The sequence below is a fragment of the Flavobacterium rivuli WB 3.3-2 = DSM 21788 genome, assembly GCF_000378485.1.
GTDB lineage: Bacteria > Bacteroidota > Bacteroidia > Flavobacteriales > Flavobacteriaceae > Flavobacterium > Flavobacterium rivuli.
In genome coordinates this window covers 580,059-603,190 of record NZ_KB899967.1, presented here as the reverse complement: position 1 = coordinate 603,190, position 23,132 = coordinate 580,059, and the positions used below count along the sequence as shown (strand labels likewise).

Genomic DNA, 23,132 nt, shown 5'->3' with positions numbered 1-23,132 from the left:
TTTTAATATTTACACAAAATAACACAAGGGAGGCATAAAGATTCGCAAAGAAATTTAAGAATCAAATGGAAATTACATTGCTAAATGTACATTTATGGCTTTGTGTGCCTTTGCGCCTTCTTCGCATATCTTTGTGAAATTACCTGAAATGATATCTTCACAAACTTTTTTGTATGTTTGTTAGATGGATACACAAAAAACAGGTTCAAAATATGCGCTGCTTATAGGCCTGCCTACTGCATTAGTGTTTTTTTTAATGGCGTTATCGTTGTCGCATTTTTATGCCTTTGCTTTTTTGCTGCGCATATCCAGCCTTAGGATATTCTGGAGCCCCGTAACATGGGTGGTTATAGGTGTTACACTAAGTATAGCACTGTGGTATAGCGGTAAGATAATTGCCAAATCGCTCGCAAAACGCGATGTTTTAAAAACAAGTTTTTACTTTACATTTATGGTAAATGTGCGGTTGCTTATTATTATGGCATCGGTTTATTTTATTGGCATGATAAGCGATGTGGTGTTTAATACCCGCGAAGTATTTTTTGCCGCCGTACCTTATGCTATAATTATCATGATTGTTGCTTTTGTGATTGCTACCTTACTGTTATCTGTTACAGTAAGCCTTGCTATTGTACAGCTTACGAAAAATAAAATTGAAGGCGTTAAACACAATATAACAGCCACGCCGGAACCTGTGCCGGTTGAAAAAAGCAATAACGATTTATAGGTTTTGATATTTAACCTTATAATACAATTACAAATCAGCAGTAATGCGGAATTGAAATTAATTTAGGGCAAAGGGAGCACTAAGCCTAAATGTAGGTACAACAACCTTAAAAGTACGGGTGGTGGTAAAGTTAACCATGTTGTAATGACCCCTCATGGCGCCAAACGGAGAAGATAATAAACAGCCTGAACTATATGTGTGCTTTTCCCCGGGCTTAAGCACCGGTTTTTTGCCTATAACGCCTTCACCATCAACAATTTCTATGTCGTTAAGGGAGTCGTAAATTTCCCAGTGGCGGGTGTTAAGCTGTACAGAATCTTTACTTTGGTTCTCTATGGTAATCTCGTAGGTAAAGGCAAATTGTATCCTGTAGTTTTTAAAGTAAGTGCCTTCAAAACTGGTTGATACAGATATTTTTATGCCTCTTGTTATTTGAGATACCATATAATAGCGTCATTAGTTAACGGTTCAAAAGTACAAAATTATTGTGTGTTACAACAACATCATAATATTAAATTAAACCAAAATAAAATTTAACTCTTTGGTAATTAATTAATAATGTCCTGGGAGTTGGCATTGCCACGGCCTATAACTTTGTCATAACGTTCTCCGTTTTGCCTGTAGTATACAAAGATATTATAGTCGTCCTCGGTTTGATAGTAGTTGCCATCTACAGCGTGCTCTCCATCTACTTTACCTCCTTTATCGGCGGTAATGTACATAAAGTTATTAAAGCCCTGCTTTATCATAATGGCTTTATTAAAGGTAGCCGTTTTTTCATCATATTCTAAACGGTATTCATCGGTCTTGGCATAATTATTAAACATACCGCCCACATAAATATCTTTTTTCTCATAAAACTCCGGCGCACTCAGCTTAAAGAAAACCCATGTGTAATCAGATTCGAGATTTTGGTTAGAAACGCTCAGGTTGATGTTGCGGGTCATGAAGTTACCGTTTTTATCAGGAAAATAAGTATAGCCTTTACTGGCACGGGCATCGCTGGTATATAATATAGTCTCATAAATATCTTTTGCTGTAATGCGCAAAATATTGTTTACGGCGTTCCTTATATCTTTATTGTCAAAATATAAGTATTCATTACCTGCCCAAAACTGAGTTTCCTTATTGTATTTATATATAAGGTCGTTACCTATGGTGTACTGTGGTTTTACATTATATATGGCATTATCAAAACGGCCGTTCTGGAAGAGTGCAACCTTTACATTTTGTAGCGGGTTTTGAAAGTTAAGGCTTGTAGATTTAATGGCAAAGTCAAGATTGTGCTTTTGCTGTATAGCATCCATATCGCGTGCCCTTTTTACCTGTACCGGTACACTTAGCTGGTCTTCATATACTATAAACCTTCTCGAAAAAACAACTTCACGCTCTTCGTTAAGAATATTAAGCATGTAGTTGCCGGATAGTTTTATGCGTGTAAACTTATTAGGAAATGAAAGTTGGTAACGGGAATATATTTGCAGCGTGTTAAAAGAGTTTTCATAGGTTTGTATCCTTTGGCTGTCAAAACCATCTAAAAAGTCGTTTACTGTAAGCTGAGAACTGGGAGACCAGTCGTAGTTGCAATGTTGCAGTGTGTAATAATAGTTAGCCTCATTGCCAAAAAGGTCATCAAAAGCCAATTGAAAATTATCTCCAAGCCTGAAATAAGGATATACATTTTCGCCGCTTTGTATAAAAGAAACTGTTTTTATATTATATGGCGGTGGTATTTCCTGCAGCTGCTGCGCATTAAATGTAAAGGGTAAAAATAGTAACAGGGCAAGGGCAATGGTACGCAACTGTATCATTTTATAAGATATGTTTTATTCGTGAACGTAAAGATACTAAATATATTATAACCTGTATCTTGATTGTAAATGAGTAATTATGTGTTTTTTCGTGTTAAGAATATACTAAACAACTATATTTATAGTTATATTAGCATAACCAATTTTAACCAATCATTAAATATGAAACATCTTACATTATGGATGTTCCTTGTGGCTACGCCTGTAATTAGCGTAGCCCAGGACCTCAAGGGTGCCGACCCCATTCCGTTTGACGCTAACGTGCGAACGGGAAAACTTAAAAACGGCCTTACGTACTACATAAGGAAAAATGCCAAGCCCGAAAACAAAGTAGACCTTAGGCTTGTTGTAAATGCAGGGTCGCTGATGGAAAACGACGACCAGTTAGGGCTTGCCCACTTTATGGAGCACATGAACTTTAATGGCACCAAACGTTTTCCTAAAAACAAACTGGTAGATTACCTTCAGAGTATCGGTGTTAAATTTGGGCAGCACCTTAATGCCTACACAAATTTTGATGAAACCGTTTATTTCCTCCCAATCCCGTCTGACAATCCCGAAAAATTAGAAAAAGGTTTCCAGGTTATAGAAGACTGGGCTTTTAACGCGGTGCTTACGCCCGAAGAGATTGATAAAGAGCGTGGAGTAGTGCTTGAAGAATACCGCCTTGGCCTTGGTGCCGATGACCGCATGATGAAACGCTACCTGCCTAAAATGCTTTACAAATCGCACTATGCAGAGCGTTTACCGATAGGTAAAAAAGAAATCCTCGAAAAATTTAGCTATGACAAGATAATAAGCTTTTATAAAGACTGGTACAGGCCAGACCTTATGGCGGTTATTGTGGTAGGCGATATTAACGTAGATGCTATGGAGAAAAAGATCAAAGATCATTTCTCGTCTTACCAAAACCCAAAAAACGAGCGCGAGCGCATTGTTTATGATGTGCCTAACCACAAAGAAACTTTTGTAAGTATAGAGAGCGATAAGGAGTCGCCTTATGCACAGGTGCAGCTTATTTATAAAGATTATGGTATGCCTAAACCGGTGGTTACCATGAACGATTTTAATGATTATATTAAAAAGGGGTTGTTTGCTACCATGATAAACAACAGGTTGCAGGAACTTACCAATAAGCCTAACCCGCCGTTTACCTATGGCTTTAGCTATCATGGCGAAACATGGGCACGCACTAAAGAGGGCTACCAGAGTTTTGCAATGGTAGAAGAGGACAAACAACTTAATGCCTTAAAGGTTTTAGTTGAAGAGAACAACAGGGTCAAAAAATTCGGGTTTACACAAGGCGAGCTGGACAGGGCTAAAACAGAGTGGCTTGCCCAGATTGAAAGCCGTTATAACGACAGGGATAAAACGGAATCTGAAAATTTTGTATCAGAATATCAGTCGCATTTCCTTACGCACGAGCCTACACCGGGTATAGAGTGGAGCTTTGCCGAAATTAAAAAAGCATTGCCTGCCGTACAGTTAAAAGATGTAAACGGTTTTGTAAATGAGTATATTAAAGACGATAACAGAGTAGTGGTATTTACAGGTCCTGAAAAAGACGGATTAAAAAAACCTACCGAAAAAGAAGTATTGGATGTTATAAATGCCAAAGGTGAAAATCTTACTGCTTATGAGGATGTTGCTGTAGCAAAAAGCCTTTTAAGAAACGAGATAAAGCCGGGTACTGTAACAAAAAAAGAAACTAATGCTAAGCTGGGTACTACTACACTAACCCTTAGCAACGGTGCTAAAGTTACCTACAAAAAGACCGACTTTAAAAACGACGAGGTGGTAATGGAGGCCATAAGCCTTGGTGGTACTAACCTGTACAGCAACGAAGACTATAAAAAGACACAGTTTGCAAACGGCGCCCTTGCCGAAGCTGGTTTCTCCGGGCTTAAGCTTAATGATATTTCTAAATTCATGACGGGCAAGATAGCAACGGTTAGTCCGTTTATTTATGGTGTTAATGAGGGTTTAAGCGGTAGTGCCACCCCTAAAGACCTTGAGTACATGTTCCAGATGACGTATGCTTATTTTACCGACCTTAACCTTGATAAGGAAGCGTTTGACAGTTACAAGCAAAAACAGTCTGCTTTTTATAAAAACATGGCATCTGAGCCAAGCTTTTATTTCCAACAGCAATTTTATACGTACCTGTATGGCGATAACCCACGTTTTAATGGTTTTATCCCGACAGAGAAAACATGGGCAGAAACGGATTATAACCTTGCTTATAGCAAATATAAAGAGCGTTTTGCCAATGCTGCCGATTTTGAATTTTACTTTGTGGGCAACATAGACGATAAAGCTATAGAAGAGTATTCTAAAAAATACATTGCTTCGTTACCTGCTACAGCTGCAGAGAAAGAAAAAGCCAAAGATCTTGGGTACCGCATGATAAAAGGCGAGCATAAAAAAGTGGTAAACAAAGGCGAAGACCCTAAAAGTACAGTAACCATTACATACTATGGCGATACAGAGTATTCTCCTAAAGAGAACCTTGCTATGGAGGCACTGGGCGAAATACTTACCATTAAACTTACCGAAGAGCTTAGGGAAAAAGAAAGTGGTGTGTACGGTATTAACGCTTATGGTAGCGTTGGTAAAATACCTTACGGTTCTTACAGGTTTAACATTGGTTTTCCTTGCGGGCCGGAAAATGCCGAAAAACTTACAGCATCGGCTTTAAGGGAAGTACAAAAACTTATAGATAAAGGCCCGGACGCTAAAGACCTTAATAAGTTTAAAGAAGCTGAGTATATGGAGTATAAAAAGAACCTGAAAGAAAATAGTTTCTGGCTGGACAACTTTACAAGCTCTTATACTAATGCTACAGATCCTGAAAGCATCCTTAAAAGAGAAGAAAGGGTAAAAGCCCTTACGGCGAAAGAAATTCAGGATGTTGCAAAAAAATACCTTACTAAAGATAAAGTTATTGGTATGCTAATGCCGGAAACTAATAAGTAATTCTGATTTTTTATTTAAATTGAAAAACCCCTGGTGAGCCATTCATCAGGGGTTTTGTGATTTTACAAATGGTATATACCTTTAACGTATAAATATAAAACTTAATCCTTAAAACAAACCGGGATGATCTCGCCTTTAGCAAGGCAAAAACGCTCTACATCTTCAGCAGGGATTTTTTTAGTGTAATCTTCTTCCACAACCCTGAAGCCTATGCTGCGCAACTTATCAAAGTAATCACGGCCATAAACACGCACATGGTCATATTGCCCAAAAATACGGGCACGTTCTTTTTGGTCTACAATAGTATCATCTTCAAAAGTTGTAGCACGGTTAAGGTCTTGCGGTATTTGCAATATGGCCATGCCGCCGGGTTTAAGCACACGGTACAGCTCCTGCATGGCTTTGGTATCATCCGGTATATGCTCTAACACGTGATTACACAATATCAGGTCATATTCACTATCCTTAAAGGGCAGGTTGCAAATATCTGCCTTAACATCGGCAAGGGGCGAATAAAGGTCGGTAGTAGTATAGTCTAAGTTCTTCTGGTTACGAAACATTTTGTAAAAAGCCTGTTCCGGTGCAAAGTGCAATACGTTTTTTGGAGCCGAAAAGAAGTCGGTTTCATTTTTCAGGTACAGCCATAGCAGGCGGTGACGTTCTAACGATAGTGTTCCCGGAGCCAGTACATTATTGCGCTGGTGCCCGTAGCCATACGGCAAAAAGTTCTTAAAGCTGCGCCCGTCTATAGGATCTGTATAGGTACTGCCTTTCAACGTAAACGCAAGTACCGGGCGGGCTACATAACTAAGACGTATTAGTAATGGGCGGGGTATGGTGTTTAAAATAAATTTGAATAACTTTTTCATTTATTTTTTAAAAGTAAGTTGTACCGCAAAGATGCGCAAAGGGAGCACAAAGATGCGCAAAGTTCTATAAAAGTTAACCATCCGTAGGATGGGAGTTTACAAAGCCACTGTTGATTACCCTCTTAAGGCCATCTTTCAATATTCGCGTATTAAAATTTATTAAAAGTCCAAGAGGATAATTTCCTAATTTTAGATAGGTAATAAGTTGTGAATGATGAACATCGGTAAGTTCATCAGTTGTTTTTAATTCCAGTACCAGTTTGTTTTCAACAAGTAAATCAAGCCTATATCCATGATGAATAAAGATTCCTTTATAGCTTATAGGCAGTAATTTTTCTCTTTCAACATATAAGCCGCTATTACTTATTTCATAAGCCAAACATTCGCTGTACGCAGATTCTAATAGACCGGGGCCCAGATGTCTGTGAACTTCAATAGCTAAGCCTATTATTTTGTGAGAAAGCTGATTTGCATCCATCTATAGTTTATTGAGGGTATAGCTTTGTTTTCTTTAATCGAAGATTATAGCTTACAAACTTTGCGAATCTTCTTGTTCCCTTTGCGCATCTTTGCGGTATAGCCTAAAATCTTTGTGTAATTATATTTATGTTATAAACCCGACAGCTTGAAACTTCTGTGTCATAACTTCTTTACAAAGCTACGTTTTTAGATTGCTAATGGCTCCCTCCTAAATTCATTCTCTTCATCACTCACAATACCAAGAGCCTTATACACATAAGCAAAGGTGCTCAACAACTCAGGCTTACCATCAATAAGGGCAACATCATGCTCAAAGTGGGCACTTGGTTTACCATCGCGGGTTACAATAGTCCACCCGTCTTTAAGCTGGCGAATGTTTTTAGTACCCATGTTTATCATAGGCTCAATAGCTACAACAAGGCCTTCTACAAAAAGTTTACCGCGGCCACGTTTACCATAGTTAGGCATTTCCGGGCCTTCGTGCATTTTTTTACCAAGGCCGTGGCCCACAAGTTCGCGCACTACACCATAGCCTTTAGCCTCGGTATAACGCTGAATTGCGCTACCCACATCCTCTACACGGTTACCCACTTTAAACTCGCGGATACCTATATAAAGAGATTCTTTAGTAACCTGAAGCAGTTTTTTAGTGTCCTCGGCAACGTTGCCTATCTCAAAAGTATAAGCATGGTCGCCATAATATTTATTTTTAAGAGCACCACAATCTACAGATACTATATCGCCATCTTCAATGGGGCGGTTAGTAGGCAGGCCGTGTACCACCTGGTCATTTACGCTGGTAAGCAATGTAGACGGGCATCCGTAAAGGCCTTTAAAGCCGGGAACCGCACCATGGTCCATAATAAACTCTTCTGCCAGGCGGTCAAGCTCCAGGGTTGTAATGCCCGGTTTTATTATGCCGGCTATCATGCCAAGGGTTTTGCTTACTATAAGTGCACTTTCGCGCATTAGCTCTATCTCTTCTCTCGTTTTAGGAATAATCATTTGCATAAATTTTCAGCGTACAAAAGTACAACATTCTACTCATTTATTTGTATCGCTAAATAAGGTGTTTATAATGTGTAAATTAATCCCTGTTTGTAAAAACCCACAAAGTGTTGAAAACAGCAAAACCCGCTAATTCTAAAATTAACGGGTTTTATATTTAATGAATAGAGTTATTCACTCCATGCCGAATGCAAAATGCAGTCGCAAAAGTTTTTGCTTTTAAAGCCTGGAATCATAAAAGTGCATACATCGGCTTTTATATTGCCAAAGGTAGTGTCGGTCTTGTGCTTAAAACCATCAAAAAAGGCAGGGATAATTTTCTTTTTAAAATCCGTTCGCGGAAACTGTCCAATAATTTCTTCGCGGTTTTCTGCCGAAAGGTGCTCGTAGCCTTCACCCATAACATCGAGCCCAACGCCCGAATACATAAGGGCAACTTGGGGTTCTTTATATTCGGCAATGCCTATGGTGGTATGCAGGGCAATGGTATCCCAAACCAGTTGTAGTGATTCTTTAGGCAGGCCATGGCTTTTAAGAAAGTTACGGGCCGCATTGGCACCATCTACTTCAAAGCGTTTATCGGCACTGCTGTAATGCGGCACAAGGCCAAGGTCATGAAAAGCTGCACTTACATATAATAGCTCCGGGTCGTAATCGGCATTGGTGCGCTTACCGTTTAAAGACGCAAACAAAAATACGCGAAGCGAATGGTTGTATAAAAAGTCGTTACCATGCTCACGCAAAAGTTCGGTGGCCTGGGTTGCAATTTTGCTGTCGGGTATCAGGATACCTGCAACAGATTTTGGGTTGAGTACTGACATTCTTTTTTAATTTTGATATGTCAAAAGTAGGTTAGGGGCGGTTGCCTGAAAATGCTAAAAACTCCGAATCAGATATCAGTTTCAACCAATTGGTGCCTGTAAGCAACAGGGGAGTTATAAGTATGCTTTTTAAAAAATGCGCTAAACTGGTAAGGGCTGGCAAAACCAAGTCCGGCTGCTATCTCTTTGACTGGTTGCGACGAAAAGTGTAACGCCCTTTTTGCCTCGGCAATTAAATGTGCATTAATAATTTCTTTAGCACCTGTACCCTGTACTTTGCAAACCTCCTGTAGCTTTCGGGGAGATATTCCCAGTTTCTGTGCATAGTCAGATACATTGTGAGAGGTACTGCTGTCCTTTTCTATCAACAACCTGAAATTCTGAACCAATTTTGTATCATACAGCGTAGCTTCTTTAGTGAGCAGCGCATGTATATTGGCAATTTTAATTATCAAAATTTTTAGGTAGGCCGCTAATGCATCCTGCTTGTTGGAGTAATGCGGACCTTGGAAGTCGTTTAAAATTGTGGCGAAAAGCAAATTTAGTTCCGGCAAATCATTATCGTTAGGTTTAAGGAGCCTGCCTGCAGAACCGCTATCAAACAAAACGGCTTTGCAATTACTGGCACTTATTGGGGTTTTATCCCAAAAGCAGTTCCCAAACTGTAGAAAATACCCTACAGCTGTATTTTCTGTAAAACAGTACACCTGGTTTTTTGAAATGAGTAACAGGCTGTTTTTTGTGAGGCTTATTTTCTCATTGTCCAGTAAAACAGTAGCCTCGCCGTCGGTAATAAAAAGGATACTGTTATAATCAGGCCGATACGGTTGTTGCAATACGAAAGTATTAAAACGTAAAAGCTCTATACTAAACGATTCATTTAGTACAGAGCTTTTTATAGTATGTGCCATTTCGTTCATACTTTGCAACTTTGTGTCTCAGCTATTTTGCAACTTCCTAAACCAGCGAATGCCTTGTCATGGCTTCCGGCTGTGGTATGCCCATAAGTTTAAGGATGGTAGGGGCAATGTCGCCCAGTACACCATCATTAACCTGTGTAAGTTCTTTATCAACCAAAATAATAGGCACCGGGTTAGTGGTGTGCGCCGTGTTAGGGCTGCCGTCCGGGTTTATCATGGTCTCGCAGTTACCGTGGTCGGCAATTACAATGGTAGTGTAGTTGTTTTCGAGCGCAGCTTCAATAACCTCTTTAACGCAGGCATCTACCGCTTCGCAGGCTTTAATGGCAGCTTCCATAACACCGGTGTGGCCCACCATGTCGCCATTGGCAAAATTAAGGCATACAAAATCTACTTCGCCTTTTTGCAGTTCGGGTACTAAAGCATCCTTAAGTTCAAAGGCGCTCATTTCCGGCTGAAGGTCGTAAGTAGCTACTTTTGGCGAATTGCGCAAAAGGCGTGTCTCACCTTCAAAAGGCTGCTCCTGCCCGCCCGAAAAGAAGAAGGTAACGTGAGGGTACTTTTCTGTTTCGGCAATACGTATTTGCTTTTTGCCTGCTTTACTTACTATCTCGCCAAGCGTTTCGGTAAGGTTGTCTTTATCATATACTACATGCACGTCTTTAAACGTATCATCATAGTTAGTCATGGTAACAAAATACAGTTTTAGTTTGTGCATGTTTTGCTCATGAACATCAAACTGAGAAAGCACCTCTGTAAGCTCGCGGCCCCTGTCTGTACGGAAGTTAAAGAAGATAACCACGTCATCCGGCTCTATAACTGCAATAGGTGTAGTGCCGTCTTCTGTTAATACAACAGGTTTAATAAACTCATCGGTAATGCCTTCGGAGTATGCCTCCTGGATACTTGCTACAGCACTGGTAGATAGCGTTCCTGCTCCATTAACAAGTAGGTCGTAAGCAAGCTTAACGCGTTCCCAGCGTTTGTCCCGGTCCATAGCATAGTAGCGGCCAATAATGGATGCCAGCTTAACGTGAGTGTCTTTTATATGGTGCTCAATTTCAGATATAAAGTTTATACCCGATTTTGGGTCTACATCACGGCCATCGGTAAAAGCATGAATGTATACTTTATCCAGTCCGGCAGCCTCTGTAGCATCTACAAGTCCTTTAAGGTGGTCTGTATGGCTGTGCACACCACCGTTAGAAACAAGTCCTAATAAGTGTACTTTTTTATTATTAGCCTTAGCATAGTTAAAAGCATCGACTAATGCAGGTTCGCTTGCAATTGTTTTATCCTGAACTGCAAGATTTATTCTTACAAGGTCCTGGTACACAATACGCCCGGCTCCAAGATTCATGTGGCCCACTTCGCTGTTACCCATCTGTCCTTCGGGTAAACCCACGTTAAGGCCATCGGTTCTAAGCTGTGCGCTTGGGTATTTTGTATACAGGCTATTTATAAAAGGAATGTTGGCATTGTCTATAGCCGATACCTTAGGATCTGGTGATTTTCCCCAGCCATCAAGTATCATAAGGATAACTTTTTTGTTCATTTTCAATCTATTATGTGGTTTTGGCACAGTTTTGGGATTATTATAATCCGAAACGAGCGATAAAGTTAGCACTTTTTAGCAATGTTTCACACTTAAAAAAGGTTAAGATATATGCAGGCTGCTTTAAAATTTTTCGAAACAATTTTGCCTGTTACACAATAATTAACTTTTTATTCGCGTTACAAATACATGAAGAGGAACGGCACAGGAATGACTCCCTGCCAAATGAAAATGTTAAATATTTGATTTTAACACAGTTGCTTTTGGTTTTTAAGTTTTTCTTAACTTATTTAGCAATCTCGTTAAAACGCACAACTAAATTATTACTATGGGTTACAACTTTTTTACGTCGGTTTTATTTTTGTTCTTTTCTTTTACGGCACCAACATTAAAACACACTGCACATAAAATGGCTGCCCCGGCAACCAGTGCACTGAGCGAAACGGAATCTGTTTATACTGCTATTAAATTACACTCTGCCTCTATGCCTGCTTTTGAATGCTTTGCCAAAGCAATGAAAGGCTACAACAAGCTTAAAGAGGAAGGCAAAATTAAAAAAGAATATCTTACGGTTATAGATTTTACTTTATCATCTACCGCTAAACGCCTTTGGATTATAGATATGGAAACGCAAACCGTTATATTTAATACCCTTGTGGCACACGGTAAAAACAGCGGAGACGATTTTGCAAACAGCTTTAGCAATGCCAACAGCTCTAACAAAAGCAGCCTTGGCTTTTATGCTACCGGCGAAATATATAATGGTAAGCATGGCCAGTCGCTTCGCCTTGATGGTTTAGAAGCTGGTATAAACAACAATGCACGCAGTAGGGGAGTGGTTATGCACGCCGCTGATTATGTAAGCGAAACCTTTGCACAACAACATCACAGGTTAGGCCGCAGCCAGGGATGCCCTGCGCTACCGGTAGGATTAACTAAAGAAATAGTAAATTTACTGCAAGGCAAATCGTGCCTGTTTATTTACCACCCCACTAAAAACTATTTAGCAACTTCTAAGTTATTAGCTTCTTAGTTTAGTATACAATATCTTGTCGAGGCTGTAAATGTCATTTCTAAATTGCAGCCCGCCTTTATCCATCCACGCTGTCCAGTACAACTGGTGCACCTGGATGGATTTTTGTATGTTTACATTTGTAGTTTCGCCAGTGGCAACAATCTCGTCTATTTTATCTTTTGTCCAGCCTTTTTCCTGCTTATCTAAAACATAACCTGCCAGTTTAAAAGGATTTTGCACACGCACGCAGCCAGAACTTAATGCCCTGTATGGTTTAGCAAAATTTTCTTTGTGGTTGGTATCGTGCAAATACACGCTATAGCTGTTGCGGAAGTTGAATTTTATCCTGCCCAAAGAGTTGTGGTCGCCGGGTCCCTGTACGTAACGGTAATGATCGGCAATTGCCGGATCCCATTCCTGTGCAGATACCTCCTCATCATTTTTATAAATTTTCATGTTAAGGTTTGCAAAATAACCGCGGTCTTTAGTAGCCGATGGCGTAAGGTCTTCTTTAAGAATGGTGGGAGGAACCGTCCATGTAGGGTTAATTACCAAATTATTCAGCGTAGAATATAAAATAGGGGTGCGCCTTTCGGGCTTGCCTACAACCACTTTATACGTCTGTATCGTATCGGTATTATTCTCTAAAACGGCAAGGCGGTAGTTAGGAATGTTGATAACAATGGCCCTCTCGCCAAAATCGTACGGGAACCATCTCCAGCGTTCTAAATTTGCAATAACCTGTTCCTTGCGCTGGTTTCTTGTAAAATTTAGTGCATCGGCAGTGCGGGTATTTACAACACCGTCAGCTACAATTCCATGGCGTTCCTGAAATTTCTTTACCGCATCGGCAGTTGCAGCGTCATATTCTTTAATTTCAACATTGGCTATATCTAAGTCACCCCAATAAGCCAGGCGTTGTTTTATAAGCCCCGTTACGGCTGTAGTGTCTTTAAGGGTAATAGGTTTAGTAATTGTAATTGCGCCAATAGTAGCATCATCAGGCATGTTATTAAGCTGCTCAAGGCTTTTGCGCAGGCCCGCATATATTGCATGGCGGGGGCGGCAACGGTCTATAACCTCTGTAATATTGTGGTTTTGCAGTGCTTCGGTAAGTAGTTTTCCGCTGTCCAGTTTTTTAGGAGCCAGTGCCCAGTCATCATAAACGCCGGATGGTTGCAGTTTGCCTTTAAAAAGATGGTTAGACAGCGTTGTAAAGGCTTCTGTCATCATAAGGTCGTAGCGCATGGCTTCTTCTTCAGATATCGATGTAAGCGCCTCAAACTCTTTTAAAAAGTTAAGGTTATACTCTTCGGGAACGAGGCCATCGGCCGCAGCGCCGCTAACTGCATCCTGCAGGGCAGTACGGTCGGTTTTATTTATCCAGACGGTTGTGTTATTATTAGCAGTATAAAAGGCTTTGGCAGCTTCTGATGCTTTTTCTAAAACAACTTCAGAAAAAGTTAAGGGAGTGTTTTTTAAATTTTCGGTATTAACGGGTTGTACAGGCAGTTGTTCTTTTATCCTGCCTGTATTCTGGCAAGCGCCAAACAGCACCGTTACTAAGGCAATTAAAGTAATAAATCTAAGCATAACATTTGTGTTTGTTGTTAGTAACAAATCTTAAAATGGCTATACTACTTAATGCCCTATTGGTTAACGGGTACTAAGAAATCCGGGCTAATTACTATTGCTCCGCGAGCATACTGGTTATTTGTTGCCGGACAGTGGTTTTGCCACCCTGAAATTTACATTAAAGGTACAAAAGTTAATCCTCCACAATATCAGCACACAACATAATATTTTGTGAAATTATTACTCTAAAGTCATAATTTTATGCATTACATAATGAGGCCCTACATCTGGTATGTTAAATTCATTGCCTATTATTTCATACCCCATCTTTTTGTAGAAGCCCACGGCAATTTCACGGGCGTTAAACCAGGTTCTTTTGCCGCATTTTGTTGTAATATACTCTTCAGCTTTTACAACCAGTTTTTCGCCGAGGCCTTTCTTTTGCTGGTTCTCTAATACTGCCATTCCACGTATCTGGAACTGGTGCTCTTCGTTAAAATAAGGGCTCTTTGCTTCGAATACTGATATTACCCCTAATAGTTCATCATCCTGATAAATGCCAAAGTGAACGGTAGTGGGCAGGTCGTCACCATCAAAAATGCAGGTGTCTATGTGTTTGCCGGGGCGTAAAACAGGCTGCCGAACGGCAAATGTGGCTTGGGAAGTAATTTGTTTTATGGTATACATGCTAATAAAAATGAGGTAACAAATTAAGTGTAAATATTTTAAAAGCGGGGCCAATTTTTAATGTAAAATTTCTGAAAAAAAAGCTTGCATGCAAGAAATAAAAATGCTTATATTTGCACTCACAAATGCGGAAGTAGCTCAGTTGGTAGAGCTCCAGCCTTCCAAGCTGGTTGTCGCGAGTTCGAGCCTCGTCTTCCGCTCTGCAAAAACCCTAAGTTTTATAGCTTAGGGTTTTTTTGTGGGCATTATTTAAACCTCTTTTCCTGAGAATGCAGGTGCAGTCTTGTCTTAAAATTGAATTTAGTTATTCTATATAATTACCGCGCTGGTCAGAAAGGATTTTCTTGCTTGTAGCATCAATAATAACAAAGCGGTATGATTGCTCATTTACCGGTAGTGAAAGAGTATAGACATTCTTTTTGAAATGTTCATCAAAGCCTCTTGTCACGCCTACTCCGCTGATTTTTTGAGTTATATCGATATTAAATTTTGCTTTGGCTAAAGATATAATATCCATTAGGCTGACTCTATAATCTTTGTCATAATTGATTTCTTGTATTATATTTCCCTTTGAATCGTATTTTCGATATGACCCTGTAGGGAAATTAAAAAACATACTACTTTCAGAAAGGGGTGAAAAAGTTTGATCATCATACATTTCTATCTTTTTAGCGTTTTCATTTCTTTTAAAAAACTCCTTGCGTATTTTTCCGTCTTCTTTTGAGAAGCGAAAAACTGTGTCATTTTTTATTAATTGAGTGTAGTTTTCCCATCGGACTTTCTTACTATTCTTAAAATCGCTCAGATTAAGTTTGTGCGCCTTTTTTACACTCTTAACGTGAGCAGTATTTTGTGCGCTAACCGCAAATGTTATTAATAAAAAAAATGCCAAAAACTTAATTTTCATCATCTTCCTTTTTAGTGGTTTCATAATAATATTCATACTGGTCTAAAATGCCAAGCCCGATAGAGTTTTCCTGAACCGGAATATCCTGAAGTTTTTTATATTCGTTTTCTTCTTCCGAAAGGTAATCTTTAGGTATTTTGTAATAATTATTTTCTACCAATAAAAATATTGGTACATTATCATCATCCGATGGTTCATAAATTTGATAACTGCTGTTTTTTCTTCGTTCTATTGTTTTGGGGTAATTTCGAAGTTGATTATCGTAAAAAAATATTCGGGAAGAATCTGTTTGGTGTTTTTTATTATACAGTTCATTTTGCTTATCCCTTATCATAAAATCGTTACGTCTATTTTCGTGCAGCATATAACTATTTTTCTTACTTAGCACTATTAAATTAACTGTAAAATAGTCCTTAAGCTTTTTAATCAAAGGGTCGTTAAAACGTTTAAACTTAGAACCATCTTTTTTTCTTAAAATAAAACATATGTCCTCCTGTCCGTGTGGGTATTTGTGCTGAAATAAGTTGCTTCTTCCGCTTTTAAGGGGTAATATAAACTTTTCTGGTTTTGTAATGTCGGGCAGTGCAGGGTATCCCTCATGCTGTGAAGGATCAATTCCATAAGCCTGTAGTTTATGTTCTTCATAAAAAGGGTTCACTAAAGCTATTTCTAAATTCAGTTCAGCAATTTTACTGTTTATATAGTCTCTGCGCTCATTATAACTCATCGCAACCTTAGGTTCTACGGCAATTTTGTACGGGTCCTCAACATAGCTCTCCCGTTTTGTAATGTACTTTTTACCTTGATCTATAACTAAAGAGTCTTTGTAGGTAATGAAACGGTACTGCACATCTCCTTTATCATGAAGCCTTAAAGTAACCTTGCCGGGCAATATACTGCTGCATTGAAATCCTTTTTCATTATACTCATTATGATATGCCATTACAGCATTGTATCCTTTTGGCACCTCATTAAAATAATATATTTTTTTCTTTTTGTCGTACTGCGCAGTAATTGCGGGTATTTCAAAACCTTCTAAAGTAACCTTGGCATCCTTTATCACTTTGCCGGTTTTAATACTGATAACGTTAACCTCTAATACTCTTTCCTGGGCATTAAGTGTGCTGTATAACAAGAATAGTATAATAATGTATAAATAAGATTTTATTTTTATACGTTGCAGCATACATTTTGGTTATTGATTATTTTAAACATTTAAAGCAGCTTAAATGTAGTGTTTTGATATCTATCTTTAGATAAATCTATGAGTGGGTCATTCGCCAAACTCATTCTTTACACTTTCCCGCAAGTCATACAGCAGCCATTGCTTGTCAGTCACTTTACTTTGTTCGGTCTTCAGCAGGTTAATAAAATCTTTTACACCTATGGGTTCGTTACCATTGCCGTGTATAAGTACAAGGCTGCCGGCATTGGCAGCCTGCCCTTTGGCGAGCCATGCATCGCTGCCTATGGGTATAAGGCCATAGCCGGTAACTGCCTGCACCATCTTAGCATCTGACACCAGCCCCGGAAACCTGAAAAACACCGATGGCATAAGCCCGTGTTGTAGCATGGCTATCTCGGTACCCAGTATTTCGAAGTCAATATCGGTACCGGGTTCCAGTAAAAAGTTTTTGGTAAGCGGCAGTTTGGGGTCGTAGTGATGATTATAGGTGTGGTTAATCCAGGTTATGTTTATCTCTTTTTGCTTTACAAGATTTTTAAGCCAGTCAATATCTTCGGCGTGGGTCAGCATAAACCGTCCTGTTACAGATAATGCTACCGGCACCGGGGTTTCAATCTTTTTAAATTCGGTTATCAGTGAGGTAAATATTACCCTGTCCAGCGGCTTGTGCGATGGGCAAAGGTCTATGGTAAGGGTAATGCCTTTTTCTTTAGGGTAGGCGTGGGTAATCCCGGCATCCTGCAAAGCGACAGATTGCTGTTGTGCCGCCAGCAGTGCTTTAATGTATGGGGTGGTTTTATAAGTGGTAACAATGTCGTCCCATTTTGTAGCCTGTGCGGTAACTTTTGCTGCTGCTATGGTTGCCGTCTCAATAGTTTTTGGGTCTGCATACAAATAGTAGGGTTTGCCTTGCTGCTCAAACTTTCTTAAAATTATAATGGTGTTGCCGTTATATTGTGCTGTGGCAAAATAGCGGTGGTAGTTGGTGGCTGTTTGTGTATTGCCTGTAACAGGGCAGAACAGGAATAGTGCCAGTAGAAGCAATAGGCTGAAAGTAGTAGTGTATTTAGGCATGGCAAAGTGGTGTGTTTATCGCAGCCTTAAATGTAGTAAAATATGCATAAAAAAACAGCAACAGGTTGCCCTGTTGCTGTTTATATTTTTTTGTAATTCCTGTAAAAAGAATTAACTAATGGTCTTAAGCTTGTACTTCTACTTCAAATGGAAGTATAGAAACATAGGATTTGTTGTCTTTTTTCTTTTGAAATTTAACAACACCGTCTACTCTTGCGTGTAGCGTATGGTCTTTACCCATGTAAACATTTTCTCCCGGATTGTGCTTAGAACCTCTCTGCCTGATAATGATATTACCAGCAATAGCGGCCTGGCCACCATATATCTTAACGCCTAAACGTTTCGACTCTGATTCCCTACCATTCTTGGAACTACCGACACCTTTCTTGTGAGCCATGATGTTTTGTTTTTAATTGTTAGTAATTATTCTGCTGCAGTTGCAGTTTCTTCTTTTTTAGCTGCTTTTTTCTTAGCACCACCAAAGTTGATTACTGAAATCTGAATTTGAGTTAAAGACTGGCGGTGGCCATTTTTCTTTTTGTAACCTTTTCTACGTTTCTTTTTGAAAACGATTACTTTATCTCCTTTTAAGTGCTGCAGCACTTTGGCTTCTACTGAAGCACCTTCTATAGCGGGGGCGCCTAAAGTAATAGTTCCTTCGTTATCAAGTAAAAGTACTTTCGCAAATGTAACTGCGTCGCCTTCTTTACCTTCTAAACGGTGAACAAATACCTTTTGGTCTTTGCTAACTTTAAATTGTTGCCCTGCTATCTCTACGATTGCGTACATAACAATATGGTTTAATTAATTTTTTTAAGTGTGCAAATATACAACTTATTATTTATCAGGCAACCTGTACTGCATTTTTATTGATTATTCATTTTCTTTACTCCTATATAATATAGGTGTAAAAATCTTAATCAAAAAAAAGTTTAGCATTATTGTAACAAAATACCGAAATTGCACACCAATTATCCAAAATCAAAATAACCCTTATTTTTATGAAGAAATCTATTATGGCCATGAGTTCACTCCTGCTGATAGGCGGAGCCGCCTCGGCCCAGAAAGTAGCGTTCGAAGAATACAATTTAGATAATGGGCTGCATGTTATCCTTCACCAGGATAAATCGGCTCCCGTTATCATTACTTCGGTAATGTACCATGTAGGTGCAAAAGACGAAAGCCCGGACAGAACCGGTTTTGCCCACTTTTTTGAACACCTTTTGTTTGAAGGTACAGAGAACATAAAACGTGGCGAATGGTTTAAAATTGTTACGGCTAACGGTGGTAACAATAACGCTAATACTACAGATGACAGGACGTATTACTACGAAGTATTCCCTTCTAACAATACTGAGCTTGGCCTTTGGATGGAATCTGAAAGGATGATGCACCCTGTAATTAATCAGATAGGTGTTGATACCCAAAATGAGGTTGTAAAAGAAGAAAAAAGACGCAGCTACGATAACCGTCCTTATGGGCAGTTAATGCAGGAGGTAAAAAAGAACATGTTTAAAGTTCACCCTTACCGCTGGACTACTATAGGTTCTATGGACCACCTTGATGCTGCTACTCTTGATGAGTTTAAGGCTTTCAACAAAAAATTCTATGTGCCTAACAATGCTGTGCTTGTTGTGGCAGGTAACCTGGATGTAGACCAGACTAAAAAATGGATACAGCAATACTTTGGTGCTATACCTAAAGGTGCGCCGGTTGTACGCCAAAAATTTGAAGAAGCTCCTATAACGCAGCCTATAAAAGCTGTTTTTGAAGATCCTAACGTACAATTGCCAATGGTTATTGCTGCTTACAGGACTCCATCTATGAAAACAAGGGATGCCCGCGTTCTTGATATGATCGCTACAATACTTAGTGATGGTAAAAGCTCAAGGATGTACAAAAAAATTGTTGAAGAGAAAAAAATTGCTTTAGAACTTGCTACATACAACTCAAGCGAAGAAGATTATGGTGTTTACACGTTCCTTGCGTTACCTATGCAGGGCCATACTGTAGACGAAATAATGAAAGAGGCTGATGAGGAGATCGTAAAAATACAAACTACTCTTATTACAGAGAAAGAGTTTGAAAAACTTAAAAATATTTACGAAAACCAGTATGTTAACAGCAATTCAAGTGTAGAGGGTGTAGCAAGTAACCTGGCTACTTTTTATATGCTTTATGGCGATGTAAACCTTGTTAACACAGAGATAGATATTTACCGTTCTATTACAAGGGAAGAGATTAGGGAAGTGGCTAAAAAATACCTGAATCCTAACCAGAGGTTAATACTTGATTATGTACCTGCAAAAGACAAAGCACAAAACTAAGCACACAAAAACGATCATGAAAAAAGTTATATATATATTAGCCGGTGTATTTTTATCTATTACTATGCAGGCACAAAACAGGACTATGCCCAAGCCAGGGCCCGCGCCTACGGTAAACATTGGGAAACCGGAAACTTTTACTCTTAAAAATGGCCTTAAAGTACTGGTTGTAGAAAACCATAAGTTACCAAGGGTGTCTTACAGCCTTACTATAGATAACGCTCCTTATGCCGAAGGCAATAAAAAAGGTGTAAGCGATATGGTTAGCGCACTTTTAGGCAGCGGAACTAAAAAAATGAGCGCCGATGCTTTTAACGAAGAAATAGATTTTCTTGGTGCAAACATCAGCTTTTGGGATAGCGGCGCTGCAGGAAGCGGACTTTCTAAATACTCAGAAAAAATATTGAGCTTAATGGCCGATGGTGCCCTTAATCCGGTATTTACACAGGCTGAATTTGACAAAGAAAAAAATAAGATTGTTGAGAACCTTAAGGCAGACGAGAAAAATGTACCGTCTATCGCAGCAAGGGTTACAGATGTACTTACATTTGGTAAAAACCACCCAAGAGGCGAATTTTTAAGCGAGCAAACTATTAATAATGTTACCCTTGCCGATGTTGTAGAGAACTATAATACTTACTACGTTCCGGGTAAAGCATACCTTGTTGTGGTAGGCGACGTTAAATTTAAAGACGTTAAAAAACAGGTTACTAAATTATTTAGTACATGGAAACCGGGTATAGCTCCTAATGTTAGCTACAGCGACCCTAAAGATGTACAGTATACTCAGGTTAATTTTATAGATATGCCAAACGCGGTACAGTCAGAAATTGCTGTAGTAAACGTTGTGAATCTTAAAATGACCGATAAAGAATATTTTGCTACGCTTCTTGCTAACCAGGTTCTTGGTGGTGGTGGCGAAGGCCGTTTGTTCCTTAACCTTCGTGAGGCTCACGGCTGGACGTATGGTTCTTACTCTTCTATTTCGCCAAGTAAATATGTAGGTGCTTTTGAATCTTCTGCATCTGTACGTAATGCTGTTACAGACAGCTCTGTAGCAGAGATACTTAATGAGGTTAAAAGAATGAGGACAGACCTTGTTAGCGATGAAGACCTTCGTAATGCAAAAGCTAAATACATAGGTAACTTTGTAATGCAGATAGAAAAACCTGCTACTGTAGCTCGTTATGCATTACTTACACAAACTATGGGCTTGCCGGAAGATTTTTATGAAAACTACATAAAAAACATTAGTGCTGTTACTGCTGCAGATGTTAAAGCTGCTGCTAACAAATTTTTCCTTGCAGATAACTCAAGGATTGTAATTGTAGGTAAAGCTGCAGATGTACTGCCAGGTCTTGAAGCAAGAAAAATTCCGATACAATATTTTGACAAATGGGGTAATCCTGCCGAAAAACCTGTGGTAAACAAACCAATACCTGCAGGTGTTACTACAAAAACAGTTCTTGATGGTTACATTAAAGCTGTAGGTGGCGAGAAAGCGCTTAAAGCAGTTAAAACTGTAGTTACAAAATCTGCCGGTACCGTTCAGGGTACTCCGTTAGAGCTTACAACTAAAGTTACTGCAGATCATAAACAAATGATCGAAATGAAAGCTATGGGTATGAGCATGATGAAACAGGTAGTGGGCGATAAAGCCGGCTATATGGTTCAACAGGGTCAGAGAGTAGAGCTTGAAGGTGCTGATTTTGCTGATATGAAAGCAAGTGCAGTTCCGTTTGAAGAGCTTGAGCTTGTGTCTAACAAAGATGCTAAGCTTACAGGTATAGAATCTATCAACGGTGCAGATGCTTATGCAATTAAAAAAGGCGATGCTACATATTACTATGATGTAGCTACAGGCTTTAAAGTTGCCGAAGCGCACGAGCAGGAGCAAGGTGGGCAAAAAGCTACCCAAACTACTTACTATAGCGATTATAAAGCTGTAAAAGGAATTAAGTTCCCTTACAAAGTTGTAATGAATATTGGTATAGATTTAGAGCTTACGGTATCTGATGTAAAAATCAACGAGGGTACTGCCCCGGCTGATTTCCAATAATACACTATTTATATAATGTATAGCATAAAGGCTGCCTCTGGGCAGCCTTTGTTGTTTTTATAAAATTGGACTTAGTTTTTATTCTATAATTATTTTCCTGCTTTGCGTTTCATTTCCGTTGCTGATTTTTAGCATATAAATACCTTTTCCCAAACCGGAAACAGATACACCTGCAGCAGATATATTAGTAAACTCCCTTACATTCCTGCCAGAAATGTCATATAACGCAACTTTATCAATTAACGAGTTATCCTGTTGGGCAATATGCAAAGTTTCTGAAACCGGGTTTGGATATACAATAATTGTTTTCTCTTTAACAGCCTTAGTTGCTGCCAGGCAAGACTCCACAAGAGAGTAAGTTCGGTTTATATGGGATATTATCCATTCAGAATATGGTGGCTGATTATTTGCAGCTGCCAGTGCATCATCCACTTCAATACAGGTGTAACCACCAGGCTCTCCGGGTATCTCACCCAAATAACTAATAATTATACGCATATTTGAATTGTTGTTTCCATTTCTTAAATTAATCGTGCTAATGCCTGTGGCTGTTAATCGATTAATGTTTGGATTGTTGCTAAGGTCGATGCTGCTAATTTCATTCATAGGGTATACGTCTCCGCCTCCTGAGATGTATAAAGACTCTAATAAAGAATTGTTAGAAACATCTAAACTTGTAAGTATGTTGTCAGCACAATTCAGGTTCTTTAAAGCTGTAAGTGCGCTAACATTTAGCGTTTCTGCCATAGTGCCGTTTACAGTAAGATTTTCAAGGTTTACAAATGCTTCAAGTCCTGTAAGGTCGGTTATATATTGTGTTTCATTATTCACCTGGGGAGATGTAATAGTTAAATTAGTTACCGCTAATGCATTAGTGGTTAAGAGAGATCCGTTAACTATACCGTCAGCATCTATTGCTAAATCAATTAAAGCCTTTTCGAAGGCGGGGTCGGGTATGGCTGTGGTTTGTGCATTGGCTAAAAATCCTGCGGCCACGAGTCCTGTTGTTAGTAAAGTTTTTGTAAACATAAAGGTGTGATTAATTGTATGGTTTATAAAATTGGTTTGCGGTAGTCTTTGCTTTTTATATCCTGATAGTAATTTATTTATTAAAACATTGATTACGGCTAAGATA

General features: G+C 39.1%; 21 protein-coding genes and 1 tRNA gene. 6 read left to right on the top strand and 16 right to left on the bottom strand.

Annotated elements, in window-relative coordinates; translation table 11 throughout:
• Positions 1-184: 184 nt before the first annotated feature.
• Complete coding sequence (locus tag F565_RS0106305) at positions 185-727, top strand: hypothetical protein (protein WP_020212358.1); 543 nt, start codon at positions 185-187, stop codon at positions 725-727.
• A 57-nt stretch (positions 728-784) separates the two neighbouring features.
• Here F565_RS0106305 and apaG read toward each other — a convergent pair whose 3' ends face one another.
• Together apaG and F565_RS0106295 are read right to left on the bottom strand one after the other, a co-directional pair.
• Entirely contained in the window at positions 785-1,171 is a 387-nt protein-coding gene (gene apaG / locus F565_RS0106300) for a Co2+/Mg2+ efflux protein ApaG (protein ID WP_020212357.1), read from the bottom strand.
• A 104-nt stretch (positions 1,172-1,275) separates the two neighbouring features.
• Positions 1,276-2,538 carry a type IX secretion system plug protein gene (locus F565_RS0106295; RefSeq protein WP_020212356.1) on the bottom strand — a complete coding sequence of 421 codons (1,263 nt, stop codon included), beginning with the start codon at positions 2,536-2,538 and terminating at the stop codon, positions 1,276-1,278.
• Positions 2,539-2,700: 162 nt separating this feature from the next.
• On the opposite strand from F565_RS0106295, the gene F565_RS0106290 reads away from it, so the two are divergent.
• Positions 2,701-5,514, top strand: a complete 2,814-nt coding sequence (locus tag F565_RS0106290) for a M16 family metallopeptidase (protein ID WP_035641963.1) — start codon at positions 2,701-2,703, stop codon at positions 5,512-5,514.
• A 101-nt stretch (positions 5,515-5,615) separates the two neighbouring features.
• Here the strand turns inward: F565_RS0106290 and F565_RS0106285 are convergent, their stop codons facing one another.
• From F565_RS0106285 to gpmI, 6 genes are all read right to left on the bottom strand, one after another.
• On the bottom strand, positions 5,616-6,383 hold the full coding sequence (locus tag F565_RS0106285; RefSeq protein WP_020212354.1) for a class I SAM-dependent methyltransferase: 768 nt from the start codon (positions 6,381-6,383) through the stop codon (positions 5,616-5,618).
• 73 nt (positions 6,384-6,456) lie between these two features.
• Positions 6,457-6,861: a GxxExxY protein gene (locus F565_RS0106275; RefSeq protein WP_020212353.1), complete on the bottom strand. Its 405-nt coding sequence runs from the start codon at positions 6,859-6,861 to the stop codon at positions 6,457-6,459.
• A gap of 188 nt (positions 6,862-7,049) precedes the next feature.
• Positions 7,050-7,868 (bottom strand): type I methionyl aminopeptidase, encoded by an 819-nt coding sequence (gene map / locus F565_RS0106270; RefSeq protein ID WP_020212352.1) that lies wholly within the window; start codon positions 7,866-7,868, stop codon positions 7,050-7,052.
• A gap of 173 nt (positions 7,869-8,041) precedes the next feature.
• Positions 8,042-8,692: an HD domain-containing protein gene (locus tag F565_RS0106265; protein ID WP_020212351.1), complete on the bottom strand. Its 651-nt coding sequence runs from the start codon at positions 8,690-8,692 to the stop codon at positions 8,042-8,044.
• A 68-nt stretch (positions 8,693-8,760) separates the two neighbouring features.
• Positions 8,761-9,612 (bottom strand): helix-turn-helix domain-containing protein, encoded by an 852-nt coding sequence (locus F565_RS0106260; protein WP_020212350.1) that lies wholly within the window; start codon positions 9,610-9,612, stop codon positions 8,761-8,763.
• Positions 9,613-9,649: 37 nt separating this feature from the next.
• Positions 9,650-11,167 (bottom strand): 2,3-bisphosphoglycerate-independent phosphoglycerate mutase, encoded by a 1,518-nt coding sequence (gene gpmI / locus F565_RS0106255; protein ID WP_020212349.1) that lies wholly within the window; start codon positions 11,165-11,167, stop codon positions 9,650-9,652.
• Positions 11,168-11,495: 328 nt separating this feature from the next.
• Here gpmI and F565_RS0106250 point away from each other — a divergent pair, with 328 nt between their 5' ends.
• The gene (locus tag F565_RS0106250) at positions 11,496-12,200 is read left to right on the top strand and encodes a murein L,D-transpeptidase catalytic domain family protein (protein WP_020212348.1); all 705 of its coding nucleotides are present in this window, start codon (positions 11,496-11,498) and stop codon (positions 12,198-12,200) included.
• Here the strand turns inward: F565_RS0106250 and F565_RS0106245 are convergent.
• Together F565_RS0106245 and F565_RS0106240 are read right to left on the bottom strand one after the other, a co-directional pair.
• On the bottom strand, positions 12,189-13,775 hold the full coding sequence (locus F565_RS0106245) for a L,D-transpeptidase family protein (RefSeq protein WP_020212347.1): 1,587 nt from the start codon (positions 13,773-13,775) through the stop codon (positions 12,189-12,191). The two genes, F565_RS0106250 and F565_RS0106245, sit on opposite strands and share 12 nt — an antisense overlap.
• 222 nt (positions 13,776-13,997) lie before the next feature.
• Positions 13,998-14,444, bottom strand: coding sequence for a GNAT family N-acetyltransferase (locus F565_RS0106240; protein ID WP_020212346.1), 447 nt, complete (start codon positions 14,442-14,444; stop codon positions 13,998-14,000).
• Between the two features lie 127 nt (positions 14,445-14,571).
• Between F565_RS0106240 and F565_RS0106235 the strand changes: the two genes are divergently transcribed.
• Positions 14,572-14,644: transfer RNA gene (locus F565_RS0106235), tRNA-Gly, on the top strand.
• A 104-nt stretch (positions 14,645-14,748) separates the two neighbouring features.
• On the opposite strand, the gene F565_RS0106230 is transcribed toward F565_RS0106235, so the two are convergent.
• The 5 genes from F565_RS0106230 to rplU all read right to left on the bottom strand — a co-directional run bounded on the left by F565_RS0106230 (position 14,749) and on the right by rplU (position 18,400).
• Positions 14,749-15,354, bottom strand: a complete 606-nt coding sequence (locus F565_RS0106230) for a hypothetical protein (protein ID WP_154652543.1) — start codon at positions 15,352-15,354, stop codon at positions 14,749-14,751.
• Positions 15,341-16,537 (bottom strand): hypothetical protein, encoded by a 1,197-nt coding sequence (locus F565_RS0106225; RefSeq protein WP_020212344.1) that lies wholly within the window; start codon positions 16,535-16,537, stop codon positions 15,341-15,343. Before F565_RS0106225 ends, F565_RS0106230 begins: the two co-directional genes overlap by 14 nt.
• A gap of 87 nt (positions 16,538-16,624) precedes the next feature.
• Positions 16,625-17,611, bottom strand: a complete 987-nt coding sequence (locus tag F565_RS0106220) for a polysaccharide deacetylase family protein (RefSeq protein ID WP_020212343.1) — start codon at positions 17,609-17,611, stop codon at positions 16,625-16,627.
• A gap of 124 nt (positions 17,612-17,735) precedes the next feature.
• Entirely contained in the window at positions 17,736-18,008 is a 273-nt protein-coding gene (rpmA, locus tag F565_RS0106215) for a 50S ribosomal protein L27 (protein ID WP_020212342.1), read from the bottom strand.
• Positions 18,009-18,034: 26 nt separating this feature from the next.
• Complete coding sequence (gene rplU, locus F565_RS0106210; protein ID WP_020212341.1) at positions 18,035-18,400, bottom strand: 50S ribosomal protein L21; 366 nt, start codon at positions 18,398-18,400, stop codon at positions 18,035-18,037.
• A gap of 212 nt (positions 18,401-18,612) precedes the next feature.
• Between rplU and F565_RS0106205 the strand changes: the two genes are divergently transcribed.
• Positions 18,613-19,938, top strand: a complete 1,326-nt coding sequence (locus F565_RS0106205) for a M16 family metallopeptidase (RefSeq protein WP_026299915.1) — start codon at positions 18,613-18,615, stop codon at positions 19,936-19,938.
• A 16-nt stretch (positions 19,939-19,954) separates the two neighbouring features.
• Positions 19,955-21,997, top strand: coding sequence for a M16 family metallopeptidase (locus F565_RS0106200; protein WP_026299914.1), 2,043 nt, complete (start codon positions 19,955-19,957; stop codon positions 21,995-21,997).
• A 78-nt stretch (positions 21,998-22,075) separates the two neighbouring features.
• Here F565_RS0106200 and F565_RS0106195 read toward each other — a convergent pair whose 3' ends face one another.
• Positions 22,076-23,026, bottom strand: coding sequence for a T9SS type A sorting domain-containing protein (locus tag F565_RS0106195; protein ID WP_020212338.1), 951 nt, complete (start codon positions 23,024-23,026; stop codon positions 22,076-22,078).
• Positions 23,027-23,132 lie beyond the last annotated feature (106 nt).

Coding starts and splice junctions, on each gene's coding strand:
- F565_RS0106305 (WP_020212358.1), top strand. CDS start 185: ATGGATACACAAAAAACAGGTTCAAAATATGCGCTGCTTATAGGCCTG.
- apaG (WP_020212357.1), bottom strand. CDS start 1,171: ATGGTATCTCAAATAACAAGAGGCATAAAAATATCTGTATCAACCAGT.
- F565_RS0106295 (WP_020212356.1), bottom strand. CDS start 2,538: ATGATACAGTTGCGTACCATTGCCCTTGCCCTGTTACTATTTTTACCC.
- F565_RS0106290 (WP_035641963.1), top strand. CDS start 2,701: ATGAAACATCTTACATTATGGATGTTCCTTGTGGCTACGCCTGTAATT.
- F565_RS0106285 (WP_020212354.1), bottom strand. CDS start 6,383: ATGAAAAAGTTATTCAAATTTATTTTAAACACCATACCCCGCCCATTA.
- F565_RS0106275 (WP_020212353.1), bottom strand. CDS start 6,861: ATGGATGCAAATCAGCTTTCTCACAAAATAATAGGCTTAGCTATTGAA.
- map (WP_020212352.1), bottom strand. CDS start 7,868: ATGATTATTCCTAAAACGAGAGAAGAGATAGAGCTAATGCGCGAAAGT.
- F565_RS0106265 (WP_020212351.1), bottom strand. CDS start 8,692: ATGTCAGTACTCAACCCAAAATCTGTTGCAGGTATCCTGATACCCGAC.
- F565_RS0106260 (WP_020212350.1), bottom strand. CDS start 9,612: ATGAACGAAATGGCACATACTATAAAAAGCTCTGTACTAAATGAATCG.
- gpmI (WP_020212349.1), bottom strand. CDS start 11,167: ATGAACAAAAAAGTTATCCTTATGATACTTGATGGCTGGGGAAAATCA.
- F565_RS0106250 (WP_020212348.1), top strand. CDS start 11,496: ATGGGTTACAACTTTTTTACGTCGGTTTTATTTTTGTTCTTTTCTTTT.
- F565_RS0106245 (WP_020212347.1), bottom strand. CDS start 13,775: ATGCTTAGATTTATTACTTTAATTGCCTTAGTAACGGTGCTGTTTGGC.
- F565_RS0106240 (WP_020212346.1), bottom strand. CDS start 14,444: ATGTATACCATAAAACAAATTACTTCCCAAGCCACATTTGCCGTTCGG.
- F565_RS0106230 (WP_154652543.1), bottom strand. CDS start 15,354: ATGATGAAAATTAAGTTTTTGGCATTTTTTTTATTAATAACATTTGCG.
- F565_RS0106225 (WP_020212344.1), bottom strand. CDS start 16,537: ATGCTGCAACGTATAAAAATAAAATCTTATTTATACATTATTATACTA.
- F565_RS0106220 (WP_020212343.1), bottom strand. CDS start 17,611: ATGCCTAAATACACTACTACTTTCAGCCTATTGCTTCTACTGGCACTA.
- rpmA (WP_020212342.1), bottom strand. CDS start 18,008: ATGGCTCACAAGAAAGGTGTCGGTAGTTCCAAGAATGGTAGGGAATCA.
- rplU (WP_020212341.1), bottom strand. CDS start 18,400: ATGTACGCAATCGTAGAGATAGCAGGGCAACAATTTAAAGTTAGCAAA.
- F565_RS0106205 (WP_026299915.1), top strand. CDS start 18,613: ATGAAGAAATCTATTATGGCCATGAGTTCACTCCTGCTGATAGGCGGA.
- F565_RS0106200 (WP_026299914.1), top strand. CDS start 19,955: ATGAAAAAAGTTATATATATATTAGCCGGTGTATTTTTATCTATTACT.
- F565_RS0106195 (WP_020212338.1), bottom strand. CDS start 23,026: ATGTTTACAAAAACTTTACTAACAACAGGACTCGTGGCCGCAGGATTT.